This is a genomic window from Alloacidobacterium sp., assembly GCF_035631355.1.
Classification (GTDB): Bacteria; Acidobacteriota; Terriglobia; order Terriglobales; family Acidobacteriaceae; genus Alloacidobacterium.
The window spans coordinates 1-15,121 of record NZ_DASQIX010000120.1 but is presented as its reverse complement, the minus strand read 5'-3'; the positions used below and the strand labels follow the sequence as shown (position 1 = coordinate 15,121).

The 15,121-nt window shown below is 57.6% G+C and carries 15 protein-coding genes; 5 read left to right on the top strand and 10 right to left on the bottom strand.

Features of this window, described 5'->3' with window-relative positions; translation table 11 throughout:
- Window positions 1-22: 22 nt before the first annotated feature.
- From VEV40_RS20550 to VEV40_RS20525, 6 genes are all read right to left on the bottom strand, one after another.
- On the bottom strand, window positions 23-859 hold the full coding sequence (locus tag VEV40_RS20550; protein ID WP_324834948.1) for a transporter: 837 nt from the start codon (window positions 857-859) through the stop codon (window positions 23-25).
- A 35-nt stretch (window positions 860-894) separates the two neighbouring features.
- On the bottom strand, window positions 895-2,196 hold the full coding sequence (locus VEV40_RS20545) for an MFS transporter (protein WP_324834947.1): 1,302 nt from the start codon (window positions 2,194-2,196) through the stop codon (window positions 895-897).
- 68 nt (window positions 2,197-2,264) lie between these two features.
- Window positions 2,265-3,290: a radical SAM protein gene (locus VEV40_RS20540; RefSeq protein ID WP_324834946.1), complete on the bottom strand. Its 1,026-nt coding sequence runs from the start codon at window positions 3,288-3,290 to the stop codon at window positions 2,265-2,267.
- A gap of 106 nt (window positions 3,291-3,396) precedes the next feature.
- Complete coding sequence (locus tag VEV40_RS20535) at window positions 3,397-4,503, bottom strand: PDZ domain-containing protein (RefSeq protein ID WP_324834945.1); 1,107 nt, start codon at window positions 4,501-4,503, stop codon at window positions 3,397-3,399.
- Between the two features lie 65 nt (window positions 4,504-4,568).
- Window positions 4,569-5,546 carry a hypothetical protein gene (locus VEV40_RS20530; protein ID WP_324834944.1) on the bottom strand — a complete coding sequence of 326 codons (978 nt, stop codon included), beginning with the start codon at window positions 5,544-5,546 and terminating at the stop codon, window positions 4,569-4,571.
- 109 nt (window positions 5,547-5,655) lie between these two features.
- Window positions 5,656-6,252: an RNA polymerase sigma factor gene (locus tag VEV40_RS20525; protein ID WP_324834949.1), complete on the bottom strand. Its 597-nt coding sequence runs from the start codon at window positions 6,250-6,252 to the stop codon at window positions 5,656-5,658.
- Between the two features lie 216 nt (window positions 6,253-6,468).
- On the opposite strand from VEV40_RS20525, the gene VEV40_RS20520 reads away from it, so the two are divergent.
- The 3 genes from VEV40_RS20520 (at window position 6,469) to VEV40_RS20510 (ending at window position 8,528) form a co-directional block, all read left to right on the top strand.
- Window positions 6,469-7,041 carry a ribonuclease HI family protein gene (locus VEV40_RS20520; RefSeq protein WP_324834943.1) on the top strand — a complete coding sequence of 191 codons (573 nt, stop codon included), beginning with the start codon at window positions 6,469-6,471 and terminating at the stop codon, window positions 7,039-7,041.
- 104 nt (window positions 7,042-7,145) lie between these two features.
- Complete coding sequence (msrB, locus tag VEV40_RS20515) at window positions 7,146-7,739, top strand: peptide-methionine (R)-S-oxide reductase MsrB (RefSeq protein WP_324834942.1); 594 nt, start codon at window positions 7,146-7,148, stop codon at window positions 7,737-7,739.
- A 66-nt stretch (window positions 7,740-7,805) separates the two neighbouring features.
- Complete coding sequence (locus VEV40_RS20510; RefSeq protein WP_324834941.1) at window positions 7,806-8,528, top strand: DUF5995 family protein; 723 nt, start codon at window positions 7,806-7,808, stop codon at window positions 8,526-8,528.
- A gap of 70 nt (window positions 8,529-8,598) precedes the next feature.
- On the opposite strand, the gene VEV40_RS20505 is transcribed toward VEV40_RS20510, so the two are convergent.
- Window positions 8,599-9,225, bottom strand: coding sequence for a hypothetical protein (locus VEV40_RS20505; protein WP_324834940.1), 627 nt, complete (start codon window positions 9,223-9,225; stop codon window positions 8,599-8,601).
- A gap of 171 nt (window positions 9,226-9,396) precedes the next feature.
- Complete coding sequence (locus VEV40_RS20500; protein ID WP_324834939.1) at window positions 9,397-11,463, bottom strand: phosphocholine-specific phospholipase C; 2,067 nt, start codon at window positions 11,461-11,463, stop codon at window positions 9,397-9,399.
- 224 nt (window positions 11,464-11,687) lie between these two features.
- Between VEV40_RS20500 and mgrA the strand changes: the two genes are divergently transcribed.
- Window positions 11,688-12,716 carry an L-glyceraldehyde 3-phosphate reductase gene (gene mgrA, locus VEV40_RS20495; RefSeq protein ID WP_324834938.1) on the top strand — a complete coding sequence of 343 codons (1,029 nt, stop codon included), beginning with the start codon at window positions 11,688-11,690 and terminating at the stop codon, window positions 12,714-12,716.
- Window positions 12,717-12,757: 41 nt separating this feature from the next.
- Here the strand turns inward: mgrA and VEV40_RS20490 are convergent, their stop codons facing one another.
- Window positions 12,758-13,228, bottom strand: coding sequence for a hypothetical protein (locus tag VEV40_RS20490; RefSeq protein WP_324834937.1), 471 nt, complete (start codon window positions 13,226-13,228; stop codon window positions 12,758-12,760).
- 62 nt (window positions 13,229-13,290) lie between these two features.
- On the opposite strand from VEV40_RS20490, the gene VEV40_RS20485 reads away from it, so the two are divergent.
- On the top strand, window positions 13,291-14,223 hold the full coding sequence (locus VEV40_RS20485) for a hypothetical protein (RefSeq protein WP_324834936.1): 933 nt from the start codon (window positions 13,291-13,293) through the stop codon (window positions 14,221-14,223).
- A 65-nt stretch (window positions 14,224-14,288) separates the two neighbouring features.
- Here the strand turns inward: VEV40_RS20485 and VEV40_RS20480 are convergent, their stop codons facing one another.
- Window positions 14,289-14,861 carry an isoprenylcysteine carboxylmethyltransferase family protein gene (locus tag VEV40_RS20480; protein WP_324834935.1) on the bottom strand — a complete coding sequence of 191 codons (573 nt, stop codon included), beginning with the start codon at window positions 14,859-14,861 and terminating at the stop codon, window positions 14,289-14,291.
- Between the last annotated feature and the right edge of the window lie 260 nt (window positions 14,862-15,121).

The following is a 15,121-nucleotide window of genomic DNA, read 5'->3' as shown; positions in this document are numbered from 1 at the left end:
ATTCGCGAATAGCAGCCACGCTTCAGAAAAAGTGCATGGTCTGCGCCGCCATATTCTGGGCCGCGCCTTTGTCTTTTCCCCAGGTCTTATAGAGACCTAGGTAGGCGTAGTTTTCCGTCTGGCCAGCAATAGAGTGTCCATAGGCAAAAAGCAGTTGCAAGCCGGGGGACTTGAAATGGTAGTAGCCACCCGCGTCAATCATCGTTGATGCTTCCGTCTGCGCGGCGGCAAAGCCCTCCCGCGCGTGAGAGAAGACCTCGGCTGAAAGTTCCAGTCTCTTGTTGATCTCCCGCTTGACCAAGAATCCGCCATACAGAAAGTTTCGATATTGTGTTTGCGGAACGACAGTGTATCCAAGCCCGCCGACGAGGCTCCACGGGCCGAATTCTTTTTCCACCCAGATCGGCAGCTTGTACCACACTTTGCCCACTCCAAGCCCCTTGGAATAGCTGCCCGTCGGGATTTCAAACATGGTGAAGGACCCAATCTGCGGTCGGTGCGCTGTTTGCTTGATAAAGCCATACTTCACGCCCAGTTCCATGTCTGTCAGCCCATAAGCGCTGGAGCCGCTACCGCCCGGAGCATAGATCGGATTGTTCGAGGGCAGTACTGCGCCAAAAGGCAGAATGGCGTGAAGCTGAATGTTTGGGATAGCGCCCCAGTTGAATTCAAACGCGGGGCCAACCGGGTCAAGTTCCGCCGGCGTGCCGTCCAGAGTGCCAAAGACATAAGCCTCGTAATGCCCCAGATCTACTGGCGTTGGGTCGTCGGTCTGGAACGGGGGGCCCGCCTGGGCCCATATTCTCGAAGCAGCCAGCAGAAAGAACAGGAGCAGCATTCGCCTTAAGCACTTGCGCATGGCCACCACCCTCGGCTGCGATTGAGTGAAAATAACTAACGCTGGCTGATTTCCTGCACGGACTGTTCCAGTTCTACTTCCATCAGTGACTCGGGAGTGAGCTCGTCAGCGCCGCGAAGTTTCGGGAAGAAGACGCTCCACAGTCCCGTGACGGCTAGTGAGCCGATCCCTCCGTACACTACGGCGCGCACTGCCCCCCACCAGGCGGCGGTAAGTCCGCTTTCAAATTCACCCAGCTCATTGGATGCATTCACAAAGAGCGAGTAAACCGCGCTGACGCGTCCGCGCATTGCAGGCGGCGTGGCGAGTTGCAATACCGCAGAGCGGATCACGACGCTGACCATGTCCGACGCGCCGACGAAGAAGAGCGCGATGAGCGAAAGTAGCAGGCTCCGCGATAGACCGAAGATGATGGTAGCCACGCCGAAGATTCCGACGCAGACGAACATCTTGTTTCCTGCGCGGCGCTGAATAGGCCGCCAGGTGAGCCACATAGAGACGGCCAGTGCGCCAATTGCTGGGGCGGCGCGCAGGAGGCCCAGACCCCGCGGCCCGGCCTGCAAAATATCCTTGGCAAAGATCGGCATAAGCGCGACCGCGCCGCCGAGGAGGACGGCAAACAGATCGAGCGATATTGCGCCCAGGAGAATCTGCGTCTTCCACACATAGCGGACGCCGGCGAGGAGCACTTCCACCGATGTGTCGCGCTTCTCCATGCGCCCCGGCCGGACATGCAACGAGAGGATGAGCGAGAGAAAGGCCAGCAGCGTCGCAAGACTGAAGAGGAAGACAATGCCTGCGCCAGCAAGGCGCCCGCGAAGCGGCAGCGTGTAAAGAACGCCGCCAAGCGACGGCCCGGCCACATTAGCGATCTGGAAAATGGTCGCTCCCCAAGTGACAGCGTTGACGAAATGCTTTTGCGGAACGAGGTGCGGAATGAACGCCGCGCTGGCCGGGCCGCTGAAGGCGCGTCCCGATCCGACCAGAAACAGCACGACGAAAATAGGCCAGACAGCGCGGAGTCCATTCCACGCAAAAAGAAAGAGCGCAAGTGTGCAGAAGGTCTGAAGGGTGTAACAGACGAGAATGACGTGACGACGATCAAAGCGGTCGGCAACATGCCCCGCCGGCAGCAGAAAAAACAACCCCGGTAAAAAGAGCACCAGGCCCGTATAGCCAAGGTAGAGAGCGCTATGCGTGATCTGATAAACGAGCCATGCAATGGCTAGCGCCTGCGCCTCCGCGCCGATAATGACCAGCACTCGCGCGAGCTGATAACGGCGGAAATCGCGCGAAAGAAATGCTGCCGCGCCTGAGCTGGTAGATCGGTCTGGCATGTGGCTGTGGCCGGTATTAATGATACCTGCGCCAAGAAGAAGCGTTTGTTATAAGTTGTTACAAGTTGTTACAGCTGGATGTTGATCAATCCGGCGGCAGCGCCCGGAGTGGTGGTCGAAATCTGTGGCGCGCGCCAGTGATCAATGTGTGAGACCTGATGCACGCAGCTGATCGTGCAGTGCGGCGCGCAGGTCTTTTCGGTCAGGAATTCGCGCTTCAGGTCGGCCTTCGTATACTCCGCCAGCGGCACGCCGGGAAAACCGCGCTGCTGCGAGCAGTAATGCACCAGCCCGTCTTCGCAGATGTAGAGATAGCGCGAACCGGCGCGGCAGCGCCAGTCATTGGGCTGGGCGTTGGCAATGGCTTCCTGAAACTGGTTGAACTGCGAGTAGTTCTTCTTCTTCCAGCTGCGCATCTCGTTCCACACGGAACGTTCTTCTCCGCCCAGCGGTTTCAGTTGGCCGTCGCCGTCGTGGATGATGCCGATCGTCGAAGTAAAGCCAAGATCGATAGCGCGCCGCCCAATGGTCAGCGCGTCCTGCGGGTTCTTAATGCCGCCGCCGACAACGGAGTTGATGTTGACGTGGAAATCGGCATACTCGGCAAGCCACTGGAGTTTCTTGTCGAGAACTTTGAGGCTCTTCTTTGAAATTTCGTCCGGCTGCACGTTGTCGATGGAAATCTGCAGATGGTCGAGTCCGGCCTTGTTCAACCGCTGGATGCGCTCTGAGACCAGCAGGTAGCCATTTGTAATCATGCCGGCAAGACGGCCATGATGGCGGATGCGGGCGATGATCTGGTCCAGCTCGGGGTGCAGCAGCGGCTCTCCGCCGGAAATGGTAATGATGCTGGTCCCAAGTCGCGCCAGGTGGTCGATGCGGCGCAGCATCTCGTCGATGGGCACCGGATTTGAAACCTCGTCGTACTCGTTGCAGTAGGCACACGACAGATTGCAGCGGCGCATGGGCACAATCTGCGCCATGACCGGATGCCGCGTCGAGGTAAGCGCATGACCCACCAGGGCTAGCTCGCGAACCTTGCGGCTGGCGGCCTTCAGGCGGCGTCCTGCAGTCTGTTGACGTGTTGCTGACATACCCATTCTTATTGAAACACAAAGGGATAGGGTAGGGCGAGTCGCAGATCCGGAGTGGCGAATTAACGGTCTGAGCCGCGATTTTGGATGACTGAATGGGGCGCTTTTACTGAATATCGTCTCGGTCGATCCAGCCGCTATCCAGCGTCTCTAGTTGCTTCTGGATGTCCTGCTGCATCTTCTTGAGATCGATAGTGTTGAGAGAATCGCGTAGCGCTTGCGTGAGCTTTGTGGCGTCGATGCTTTGTGCCATCCGTGCCATCTCTTGCGAGTCAAGCATCGCCAAGGCGCCCAGATCTACTTTTCCTTCCGGCCCATCGAAGACCATGACATCGGGGCAGAATTCAGGAAAGTCCAGCTCGCCCTTCTTCTTGGGTTCGCCCGCCTGCATGTTCAGTTTCTGCTCTTTTTTGTCCCGCATGACTGTGAGCTGCACCTGCTTGCCGCGATTGCTGTGCAGCGCCTTCATCCAGTCGGCGCGCGACGCCATATTTTCGTTGTTCACTTTGGTGATGACGTCGCCGGCTTTGAGGCCGGCTGTGGCTGCGGGGCTGTTCTCGTCAACGCTTTTGACCAAGAGACCGGTTCCGTCGGTCACGCCGAAGTAGCTGGCCAACTGTGTGCTCAGCACATCAACGTCCGCGCCAACATAAAGCCCGCTGGTGGTGAAGACCCCGAAGAAGCCATTGCCGAAGCTGCGCGACGGTGGAAGCAGGCCATTCGACAGTGGGGCGTCGTCCGGATCAGGCACGGTGAAGTGCTGCGACCATGCATTGGCCTCAATCTTGGCGCGGTCCGCCAGTTCCACGGAGATGTTCTGCTGCTGGCCGTCGCGGCTGATGAGCAGGTGGATCGTGTGCCCCGGCGGGGTTTCCCGCAGCATCCGCCGGAACTGCTCCGCGCCTTCCACGCGCTCGCCGTTCATTTCCAGCACTACATCGTGGACCTTCAGCCCGGCCTTGTTCGCGGGTGCGTCGTGGTCGACGGTGGTGATTTCCGCGCCATGCGCGTCCTTGAGCTTCAGTTCTGTCGCGCGGTCATTGTCTATGTCGCGCATGTTGACGCCGAGATAGCTCTGCGAGCTATGCGCGAGATACGCGGGCGTATCGCTGAAAACGGTTACCGGTTGCGCCGCAACCTGGCTAACACACACCGCGAGCGTTGCGCCGCCCGCGGCAACTACTGTCCAACCCAGCCTCAAAAAGTGCTTCATGTGTGTGCCTCAATCAGTGCTTCCTGCTTGTAGGACTTTCTTCTCGTTGAAATGTTACCGCCTCATTATTGAATTTCCGGCAACTGCTGCAGCACCTGCCGAGAAACGGTACGTATATGGGGATTCTCGTCCTGGGTGGCCACCGTGTGTAAGACCTCACGCACGCTCGAATCTCCTTCGACCGGCTCAATCAGAGTGATGGCCTGCGAACGGATGGTTGGGTCGGAGTCCTTGATCAGCGACTCAAGTACCGCATCGCGCACGCGCATGTCCTCAGCGATATAGGGCTGCAAGCCTTCGAGGGCCTTCATGCGCACACTGGCATCCTTGTCATAGCGCAGCGCCACCATCAGCGCGTTGCGAATCGGCCCGTCGCCGCACTCATGCCCGTTGCGGCATTCATGGGCCAGCAGTCCGACGGAGTCATCGCGCACTCCTGGGTTCACGTTGTTCTGCGCGCCCAGCAGCAAAAGCTGGCGGATGCGCGGATCATCTAGCGATCCCTGCAGCGTTTCCGGCACCAGCTTGTTGTAGTTCACCTTCACCATTTCCGAATTCGGCTCGCGCGTGATGCCGCTGACATTGGCAATCTGCGCGGGATTGTCTTCGGTTGTGGCGGGCGGCTGGCCTAGGTTCAGAACAAGCTTTGACTGCTCCGCGGCGTGCGCTTTCAAACCGGCGAGGTATCCGCCGTATCCGCCCGCGCCAATGCCAACCAGCAAGAGTAGGGAAGCCATGACCGGCGCCGTGCGCAAGCGGCCAACGCCGCGGAGAAACCCCTGTGAGAGCCGTACAAACCAGCGTCCGCGCGGCAGATTGTCGAGCGCTTCTTCCAGACGCATGCGCGCCCGCGCCACCATCGTAGGCGACGGCTCCTCCACCGGATAGAGCGACATAGTGGTCTTGAGGCTGCGTACAGCCTGCATGTCGCGGCTGCACACATCGCATTCAAGCAGGTGTTGTTCGAGTTGGTGGTTGGCGTCGTCGGAAATCTCTCCGTAGACCGCCAACGCAATATGCTGTTGAGCCAGATCGCACTTCATGGCCTTCATCCTTTTGCCTCACAAGCCTCAAAAAATTTGCTTCGTGCCGGGGCTTCATTCTTGAGCCCCTTCTTTCTTTTCTTTATGACTGCAACAATGCGGCGGGGAATTAACGCAACTCCGCAAGGTTGGCTCTTAGTTTTCTTGTCGCGCGGAAGAGCGTGTTCTTCGCTGTCTCTTCCGTAGTGTTCAGCATTTCGCCGATTGTTCTAAGCTTCAGCCCCTGATAGTGCTTCAGCTCAAAGACCATGCGCTCGCGCGGCGTCAGTTTTTCAAGCGCCGCCTGAATGCGCTGGCCCAGAATCTTGCGCTGCAACTCGCGATCAGGGTTCGCGCCGGAGCGCTCGTCGCTCACATTACTTAGCAGGTCAAGCTCTTCGCCCGAGGCATCGATCATCACCGACGGATCTTCGCGCCGTGACTTGCGCCTGCGGAGCTGGTCCAGGCACAGGTTGGTGACGATGCGGTAAATCCAGGTATAGAACGAGCACTCGAACCGGAAATTACCCAGATACCGATAAGCCTTCAGGAAGGCTTCCTGGTGAATGTCCTGCGCGTCCTGCTCCGAGCCGGTAAGATGCAGAGCCAGCCGCAGCACCGCCTGATCATATTGACGCACCAGCAGGTCAAAGGCTGCCCGCGAGCCTTGCTGGGCTTCGCGAATCAGTTCCGTTTCAGTGGTGCGGTCGCGTACATCCGTGAGCATTCGATGCGAGGATTGTACTGCCCGGCCATTTTGATGTGCAGTAGCCGTTGTGGGGACGGGAATTCTTAGCGCGTCTGCCGGCATGCTCTTTACTGCTCCAGGATGCGTTCGGAATGCTGTAGCAAATGCACCTAAATAGACGGTTCCTAAGGACTTTTGGTTAGCGGACTCGCGGCGCTTCGTTTTCATACAACCGGGGTGAATTACACTCGGCTCATGTCTTCTGCAAGAAATCTTTTCTCTAGTCCCGAATTGGGAAACCCGGGCTGGATTACCGCCTTTTGCGACGGCGGCTCGCGCGGCAATCCCGGTCCGGCCGGTTATGGCGTCTATATTCAGGACGAAAATGGCGCAAAAATTGCCGAATTAAACGAGTTTTTGGGCAGAAAAACGAACAATTTTGCCGAATATTCAGGCCTTCTGGCGGCCCTGGACTATGCTCTCGCAAACGGGCATTCTCACCTGAAGGCCATCGCCGATTCCGAGCTTCTTGTGAAGCAAATCAAGGGTCAGTATCGCGTCAACAGCCCCGAATTGCGACCGCTGTACGAAGAGGCGCGCCGCCGCATCGCGCGGCTTAAAGGCTTTCAGATTCAGCACGTTCTGCGGGAAAAGAACCGCCGCGCCGACCAATTGGCAAACGAGGCAATGGACCGCGGCACGGGCCGCTCGTCTGGTTCTGTCCCGAAATCCCAGACACTGCGCGGCTTCGTCAAAGGCGGAGTTGTGCATCTGCTTGAAGGGGAGCTGCCAGATGGTGTGTTTGTCAAAGTCGTGCGGGAAAGCTGAAAACGGCTAGGAAATCCGTAGTCGGAAAGGACTATGATGGATCACGTCACTTCGCGATCAATTCTCTGATCGCTTTCTACCTCGCCTTCCACCTGGAGGTGATCATGATCGAGGGCAATTCGAAACAGAACGATGATGTAAACCGGATAAGCCGCCGAGCGTTTGTTGTTATGGGCGCTGCCGCTGCCTCTGGGCTGGTGCTCCAGTTGCGTACTCAATCTGTCGAAGCGAAGAGCCTGACTCCGAAGGTCGTCAAGCTCGTGCAGTTCTCCGATGCGGGTGTACGGGAAGACACCGTCGCGCTTCCAATGATTGTCAAAACCGATGCCGAATGGAAGCAGCAGTTGTCTCCAGACGCCTACATCGTAACGCGCCAGGCAGGTACCGAGAGAGCCTTCTCAGGGCAATATTGGAACTTGCATGACAAGGGCCTTTATCGGTGCATATGCTGCGACACGGCCCTCTTCAGCTCAGACACAAAATTCGAGTCGGGTACGGGCTGGCCCAGCTTTTGGCAGCCGATTGCAAAAGAAAACGTCCGCGAAAGCTCCGACATCTCGGAGGGAATGATGCGCATCGCAATTTCCTGCAGGAGGTGCGACGCTCATCTGGGGCACGTCTTTGATGACGGTCCACGGCCAACGGGCCTTCGTTACTGCATGAACTCCGTGGCCCTCAAGTTTGTCAAATTCGCCTGATTGCAGCTGATCGGCGCCCGTACAATTTCGAGCGGTTCCGCGTCCTCGTGGCTATAATGCGGACGCATGTTTCCTTACGATCAGACTCTGCTCGTAACCGCGCAAACGACGCCCAACTCCGTGGCCGATGTTCTCAGGACCATGCAGGCCATCGAAGCAATCTGCACCGACGGCGACGGCCTGAAGTGGTTCAACTGGCTCTATCTTCAGGTTACGCAGGCAGTCGAGACGCGCATCGCCGCCGGTGGATTTGCCGATCCTGCATGGCTGGCCGAGCTTGACGTTCAATTCGCCCGGCTCTACTTCGGCGCCCTGGCTTCGTCGCTCTCAAGCCAGCCCACGCCGGGCTGCTGGCAGGCGCTTTTTCAAAACCGGAGCCAGGTTCAGGTCGCCCGCATTCAGTTTGCGCTGGCGGGCATCAATGCCCATATCAATCACGACCTGCCGGAAGCGATTGTCGCCACCTGCGTCGCAACCGGCACGATTCCGCAACATGGCGGAACGCAATATAACGACTACACCGGGCTCAATTCGACGCTTGACGGCCTGATTCAATCGGCCAAGCAAACACTGCATGTGCGCCTTCTCGGCGATCCGCTTCCGGCCGTTTCTCACCTCGAAAACACATTGGCCGCCTGGAGCGTCAGCGCCGCGCGCGAGTCTGCCTGGAAGAACGCTGAGATTCTGTGGCGTCTGCGATCCGAACCAGCTCTATTTCTGGCTTTTATGGATTCGCTGGATGGGCTGACCACCGTCGCGGGCAAGACCCTGCTGGTTCCGGTTCCCTGAGAAGGCCTCGTGATATCAAGAAGGAAGCTGCTATCCTTACACAGCCCACGACAATAGCATTTACCGGTATCTAGTTGTTTGAAATGAAATGCCGGACTACTTGCCCCTTTGCGTCGAGAAAATCTAGGCTCGGGGTGCCGTCAGCAGCGACTTGCATTACGATGCGTTTTTTGCCATTTGCATCCATCAAAGACACTATTGCTGAATCATCATCTCCACGTCCTACCCAGATCCGCCGGTTCCTCGAATGGTTCTTGGGTTCGTTCACTGCGAGCCCCACAATGCGATTATCTTTATCTTCGACGCCGGCTAACTGTATCAGTTGCTGGCTTTCGCCGTAAGGATCGAATGAGAGGCTAGCGCCCGAATCGACGATCTCCCCTTGTTCATTTCGATGACCTCCGAAAATCAATCCGCCGTTTTCTGTCCCTTCGTCGTTGTAAAAGAGCATTCCAGCTTCCGGTCTGTCTACTTTAGGGAATTCCTTACCTTTCAGAATTACGCCTGGCATTTGGTCGTGATTGGAGATGACCATTCGCAGGGTTCCATCTGGCTCGACAATGTTGAGGCGCTGAGCTCGAATCACGTTGAATTCAGCGTTCCGCTGTGATTTTGCTCCCATGATCATTGCAACAGCGAAAACAGTGCTGAGGGTAGCGGAATAAAGGAGTAGAGCCTTCTGAACGAAAGGTTTCATGGAGATGCCTCCGACATCTATTGAACCGCACCAGTTCGTACGCTTCAGATATACGGCCACGAACGTTCAGTAGTTCCCGGGGATCCTGGGCCTAGACGTAATCGATGCTTTGCCCCTTGCGTCGAGAAAATCTAGACTCGGGGTGCCGTCAGCCGCGACCTGTTTCCTGATCTAAGCCTTCGCCGCGCCGATTGCAGGGTCGCTCGTACTGTCCTTTCCGGTTTCCAGGTGTCCAGCCAGTTGCTGCCGAAAAGCGGAGTCGCCTTCGGCTTCGATGACGAAGTCGTACCAGCCATGTGTTTCATTGACAGACCATGGCTGCTGCCAGTCTTCACCCGCAGCGAGTGTGTGGGAGACCTTTTTGTTGGCATACGCATCGAGCACGCGCACCGTAGTCTCTACGTTCCCCCGATTGCGGAGTTGCAGGACCACACTGTTGTTTGCGGTGTCATAAGCAGCGCCGCTCTCGATGAGCGCTCCGGAGGCTTTGCCCGTGAAGGCGCGGAGAAATCCATTCGGGCCAAAGACGGACAAATCGTAAGCGGCTGTGCCTTCATTTTGAAAAGTCCAGTCATCGGAGAGTTTCGCGCCTGGCTCCACAGTGTAATTGCGAGGCTTGACGTCGCTGTGCGCCGACCGCACCTGAAAAACGGCCCCCACCTGGCCGGAGTTGGCGAAATGCAGAGTGAACTTGCCGCTGCTTATGTCAGCTTCTCCCTGCGCGTGAAGCGCGTAGGGCAATGCGCGGGCTGGGCGCGTTCCGGGCTCCTGGACGGGCATTTTCTGGTGCCTGGGAGGCGTTGGTTTGTAATCAGGATGGCGTTTATTGTCCGGGGGCTGATAGGCGATGGTCTGCGGCAAAGAAACCGCTGCATTGTTGGCGGTGGAAAAATCGAAAGCTGAAGTGAGATCGCCGCATACTGCGCGCCGCCATGGAGTAATGTTCGGCTCATGCACGCCGAAGCGAGTTTCAATAAAGCGGATCATTGACGTGTGGTCAAAGAGCTGCGAGTTGACCCAGCCGCCCTTGCTCCACGGCGAAATGACGATCATGGGGACGCGCACGCCCAATCCATACGGACCTACCTGATATTTCGCACTGCCGGGGAAAATATCGTGCGTCGTCTCGACTGTGGACACGCCCTCTTCGCGCGACCCGGGCGGGACGGGCGGCGCCATGTGATCAAACAGGCCGTCGTTCTCGTCATAGGTGAGCAGCAGCGCAGTTTTGCTCCAGACATCGGGGTCTGCGGTCAGCGCATCGAGAATCTGCGAGACATACCACGCGCCGAAGTTTGACGGCCAGCTCGGGTGCTCGCTGTAAGCTTCAGGCGCGACAACCCAGGAGACCTGCGGCAGCTTTCCGGAACCCACGTCCTTGCGGAAGATATCGAACAGCGATCCCTTAACCGCGATGTTGGTGCCGGTCTTTGCACGCTGGTGCAGCGCGCTTTCGGGTTCAGCGTTCTGATACTGCTTGAAGTAGAGCAGGGAGTTGTCGCCATACGTGCCTACATAAGGAGTTTTTCCGGTGTCGCCCCAGTTACTGCTCGCGCTGAGACCATGGCCGATGTCCTGGTAAATCTTCCAGCTTATGCCCGCCGCTTCCAGTCTTTCCGGATAGGTGGTCCAGCTATAGCCCGCCTCCGCGTTATCCACAACCGGCCCACCGCCGTTTCCGTCATTGCCGACCCAGCCCGTCCACATATGGTAGCGGTTGGGGTCAGTAGGACCGAGCAGCCCACAGTGGTAGGCGTCGCAGATGGTGAAGGCATCGGCCAGTGCGTAATGGTAGGGAATGTCGGCGCGGACCAAGTGAGCCATCGTCATCACGCCCTTATTGGGGACCCACTGATCATAGTGGCCGTGATTGCGGCTCTTCTGTGTCGTCTCCCAGTCGTGCGGAGTGCCTTCGAGGAACCGCATTCCGAGGTTTGCGCCTTTTGGACGGTAGGGCAGCAGATGGCCGTTGCCATGCGGCTGATGCCAGACGGATTTTCCCGAGGGCAGCATCATCGCGCGCGGATCGTCGAAGCCGCGCACGCCTCGCAGTGCGCCGAAGTAGTGGTCGAACGAGCGGTTCTCCTGCATGAGGATGACGATGTGCTCGATGTCGGTGATGGATCCGGTCCGATTGCTGGCTGGAATTGCGAGCGCGCGGCTGATGCTTGCGGGAAATGTTGCGGTCAGGGCGCTGGAACTTAGGAGCTTAAGGAAGGTGCGGCGACTGGTACCCATTTCGGCACCAGTATAGCGCTGTGACTGTGTACCGCCGGTTAAGGGCATCGCTTTCCCACCCTTCGCTCCACCCCATCACGCGAACACCGCGCGTGGTGGGGGCCCCGGTTACGCTCAGGATGCGGCACCCATTTTCGTGCTGAGGTCAAGAGACTGCTGCGGCCTGTGTGGCATTGGGGTGAATGTATGATCCAGAAGAAAGATCAAATGATGAGGAGAATTGCATGACCTATCAGCCCGATCCGAAGCGCTATGAGCAGGCGGAGTTTCGCCGCTGCGGACGCTCCGGGATTGTTCTGCCGCCAATTTCGCTTGGACTGTGGCAAAACTTTGGCGGCGCGGACGTATTTGAGACGGGCCGCGCTGTGATTCGCCGCGCCTTTGACCGCGGCGTGACGCATTTCGACCTGGCGAACAACTATGGGCCGCCATATGGCTCGGCGGAAGAGAATTTCGGGCTGATTCTGAAGAAGGATTTCCGCGATCACCGCGATGAGCTGATCATTTCCTCAAAAGCCGGATGGGACATGTGGCCGGGGCCTTACGGTATTGGCGCGTCGAAGAAATATCTGATTGCGTCGCTCGACCAGAGCTTGAAGCGCATGGGGCTTGAATATGTCGATATCTTCTACGCGCACCGCCCGTGGAACGATACGCCGCTGGAAGAGACGATGGGCGCGTTGGCGCAGATCGTGCGGCAGGGCAAGGCGCTTTATGTCGGTATTTCGTCATATGGACCGGCGCGGACGCGAAAGGCATATGAAATTCTGCGCGCCGAAGGCGCCCGATTGCTGATTCATCAGCCGTCGTATTCCATGCTGAACCGCTGGATCGAGAATGGACTGCTCGACACACTCGACGAGCTTGGCGTGGGCTGCATCGCCTTCTCGCCGCTTGCGCAGGGACTGCTGACCGGCAAATATCTGAATGGCGTGCCGGAGGATTCACGCGTGAAGCTGGAGAACAGCAGCTTCAGCAAGAACTTTCTTTCAGAGGAGAACCTGGGCCGCGTTCGCGCTCTGCATGAGATTGCGAAATCACGCGGCCAGAGCCTCGCGCAGATGGCGATTGCATGGGCGCTGCGCAACTACTGCGTAACCTCGGCGCTGATTGGCGCTCGCAATGTGGCGCAACTGGATGATTCTCTGGATTCGCTGAAGAATCTGGAATTCTCGGCACAGGAACTGAAGGAAATTGACAAGCACGCCAAGGACAGCGGGATTGATTTGTGGCGGTCGGTTTCGGTGGAGTAGGGGTTAACTTCCGGTTTGCGGTGATTCATCTGAGCGGAACTCTATTCCGAAATTAGTTCCGCTGAAGGTTCTAGATGTATCAGTGCTTCTTTGATTCTCGCTGCAATGAGTTTTTTGTCCTCATCGGACGCCGGAACTCGTTCGGAGTCGAGTTTCCATTTGAGGGTTTGTAGATATACGGCTCTGTGCATCTTTTCATCGCCACCTACTAATGGTTCAGAAACGAGTTCCGCTACTCGATGATCATCCGTTTCCTTGTATTCCACGAGCCACTGGGATTTGAGTGTGACAACAAAGCCATTGCCTTCCCACTCGTGTTTTGAGCCAATGCTCTTGATAATACCCACTAAGTTCTTAATCGAAATCATAGAAAATAATTGTCCGAGTAGGGGGTTATTCGCCCGGGAACCAGTTCCTATCGAGTTTTGCGTACTCTCGCAATGAGTGTAGCAAGGCTGCTGGCTTCGTTGTTCCCCAGTTGTCGGCAATCCGGAAGCAATTCCCTGCCTCATAAAAACTCCCGCTCTGCAATGAATTCCACGCTACAATCACCACCAACTCAGGAGCACTCGCCATGAGGACATTCCTTCTTGGGGCCACGCTCTCTCTGTTGTCTGTACCATTGCTCTTCTGCCAGAACCCTGACCCGGCCGAGTCCACCAGCAACTCGCTCGCAAACTACTCCTACCAACTCCCCATCGGCTGGGCCCAGCGGCAATCATCCGGCTCCATCGTGCTCACATCGCCAACCTACCGTAACGCAAATCCCATGGCCCGACCCATGGATCCACAAGTGGAAAACTGCCAGATCACCCTTCTTCCCATGCGTCCTGCCACGCGCACTCTCGGAGAAGAAGCGGTCTTCACCTTCCGCCAGGTTTTCCATATAGATCCGCTCGCCCCCAACACCTCCGGCCTGCCCACCATCACAAACGGCATCTCTCCGCAAGGCTGGGAATACATCCTGATTCGCAAGCTCATTGGCGGCCAGGAGGGCGAAGCCCGCACCGTCGGCGCTACCTTCCTCATGGCCAGGGTCGCCAATCAGACGGCCACCGTCATCGGCGTTTCCAGGGACTTCCTGTGGAGCGCATGTTTCAGCCAGCAGCACGGCGACGCATGGCCCGGATTCTTCTACAGCCTCCAATTTCGCAATGCTCTGCCCGCTGCACAAGCGTTGGCTGCCATCCACCAACAGCTCATCGGCACCTGGCTGGGCGGGACAGGAGATGTTGGCCTCGCTTACGTCTTCCAACCGGACGAGCACTATTCAAGCGCTGGCGGTACACGCAACAAAATGACCGGCCAGATTATTCCGTCCTTTCGAAGGAACGGAACCTTCGCTCTGAACAACACCGCGCTCGTCCTCACCGCAGACGACAACACCCGCTCCGCGCAACTCTTCCGCATCGGACGAGTAAGCCACGACAGCGGCCGAAGTTGGACTCAGCAACTCTGTCTCTTTGATCCCAGGAACAGCGGCGAAGTCTGCTACGACAAGCACTGAGACAAGCTAACGCCACCTACAACCGCCAGGTGCCCAACCTCAGTCACGCCGATCGGCGCGAGCGATCAAAAGAGGTAAGGCACCAAAGCTGCGGTCTGATGGGCATAGGCGGCGTATGTTTCCCCGAACTGGGAGCGCATCCATTGCTCCTCCATGCGGAGCTTAAGCCAGAGCATGAGGAAGATGAGGGCGAAAGCGATCAATCCGCGCACCTGGGAGAGGGCGATGGCGCTGCCAAGCAACCCGGCCAGAATGCCGGTGTAGATGGGGTGACGGACCACGGCATAGGGCCCGGTGGTGATCAGTTCGTGGCCCTGCTTGATGGTGACTTCGCTGCTCCAGTTGCCGCCGAGGTGTGCTCGCGCCCAGATGGCAAAGAGAAGACCGGCGACCATAACGGCAGCTCCCACCCAGAAGGCCCAAAGCCCAGCCGGCCAGGGCTCAAGATAGAGCCAGCGCAGCGGGATGCGCGTCGTGAAGAACAGAGCGATCGCGATCAGGAAGATGACGGTGCGCAGGATGCGCGAGGCGGCGGGCTCGAGACGCTGGTTGGTTTTTGTGCCGGCGGCTTTGATTCGCCAGTAGATGAGAAAGGCGATCCAGAGAACGGGAAAGAAAGCTTCGTAGAACCAGAGCACTTAAGGACCTCCAAGGGTTGAGGATGTTACGCAGCCGGACCAGGGGGAGTTTCAGTGGCGGCGAGGTTTCGCCACGGATCGAAGGTTACGCCGTGACACCGTCATCCTGAGTGGACTCCTCGGCAACCCGGAATGTATGGTCCGCCGCGTTGTTGCAAGCGAAAAGTGGAGATGACGGTTGGGTCTGCGCAAATGTATCCGGCCTTAGATGGAGCCGAAGCTCTTGACCTTGATGGAATGCGCTGCGCTGTCGTCCTAAC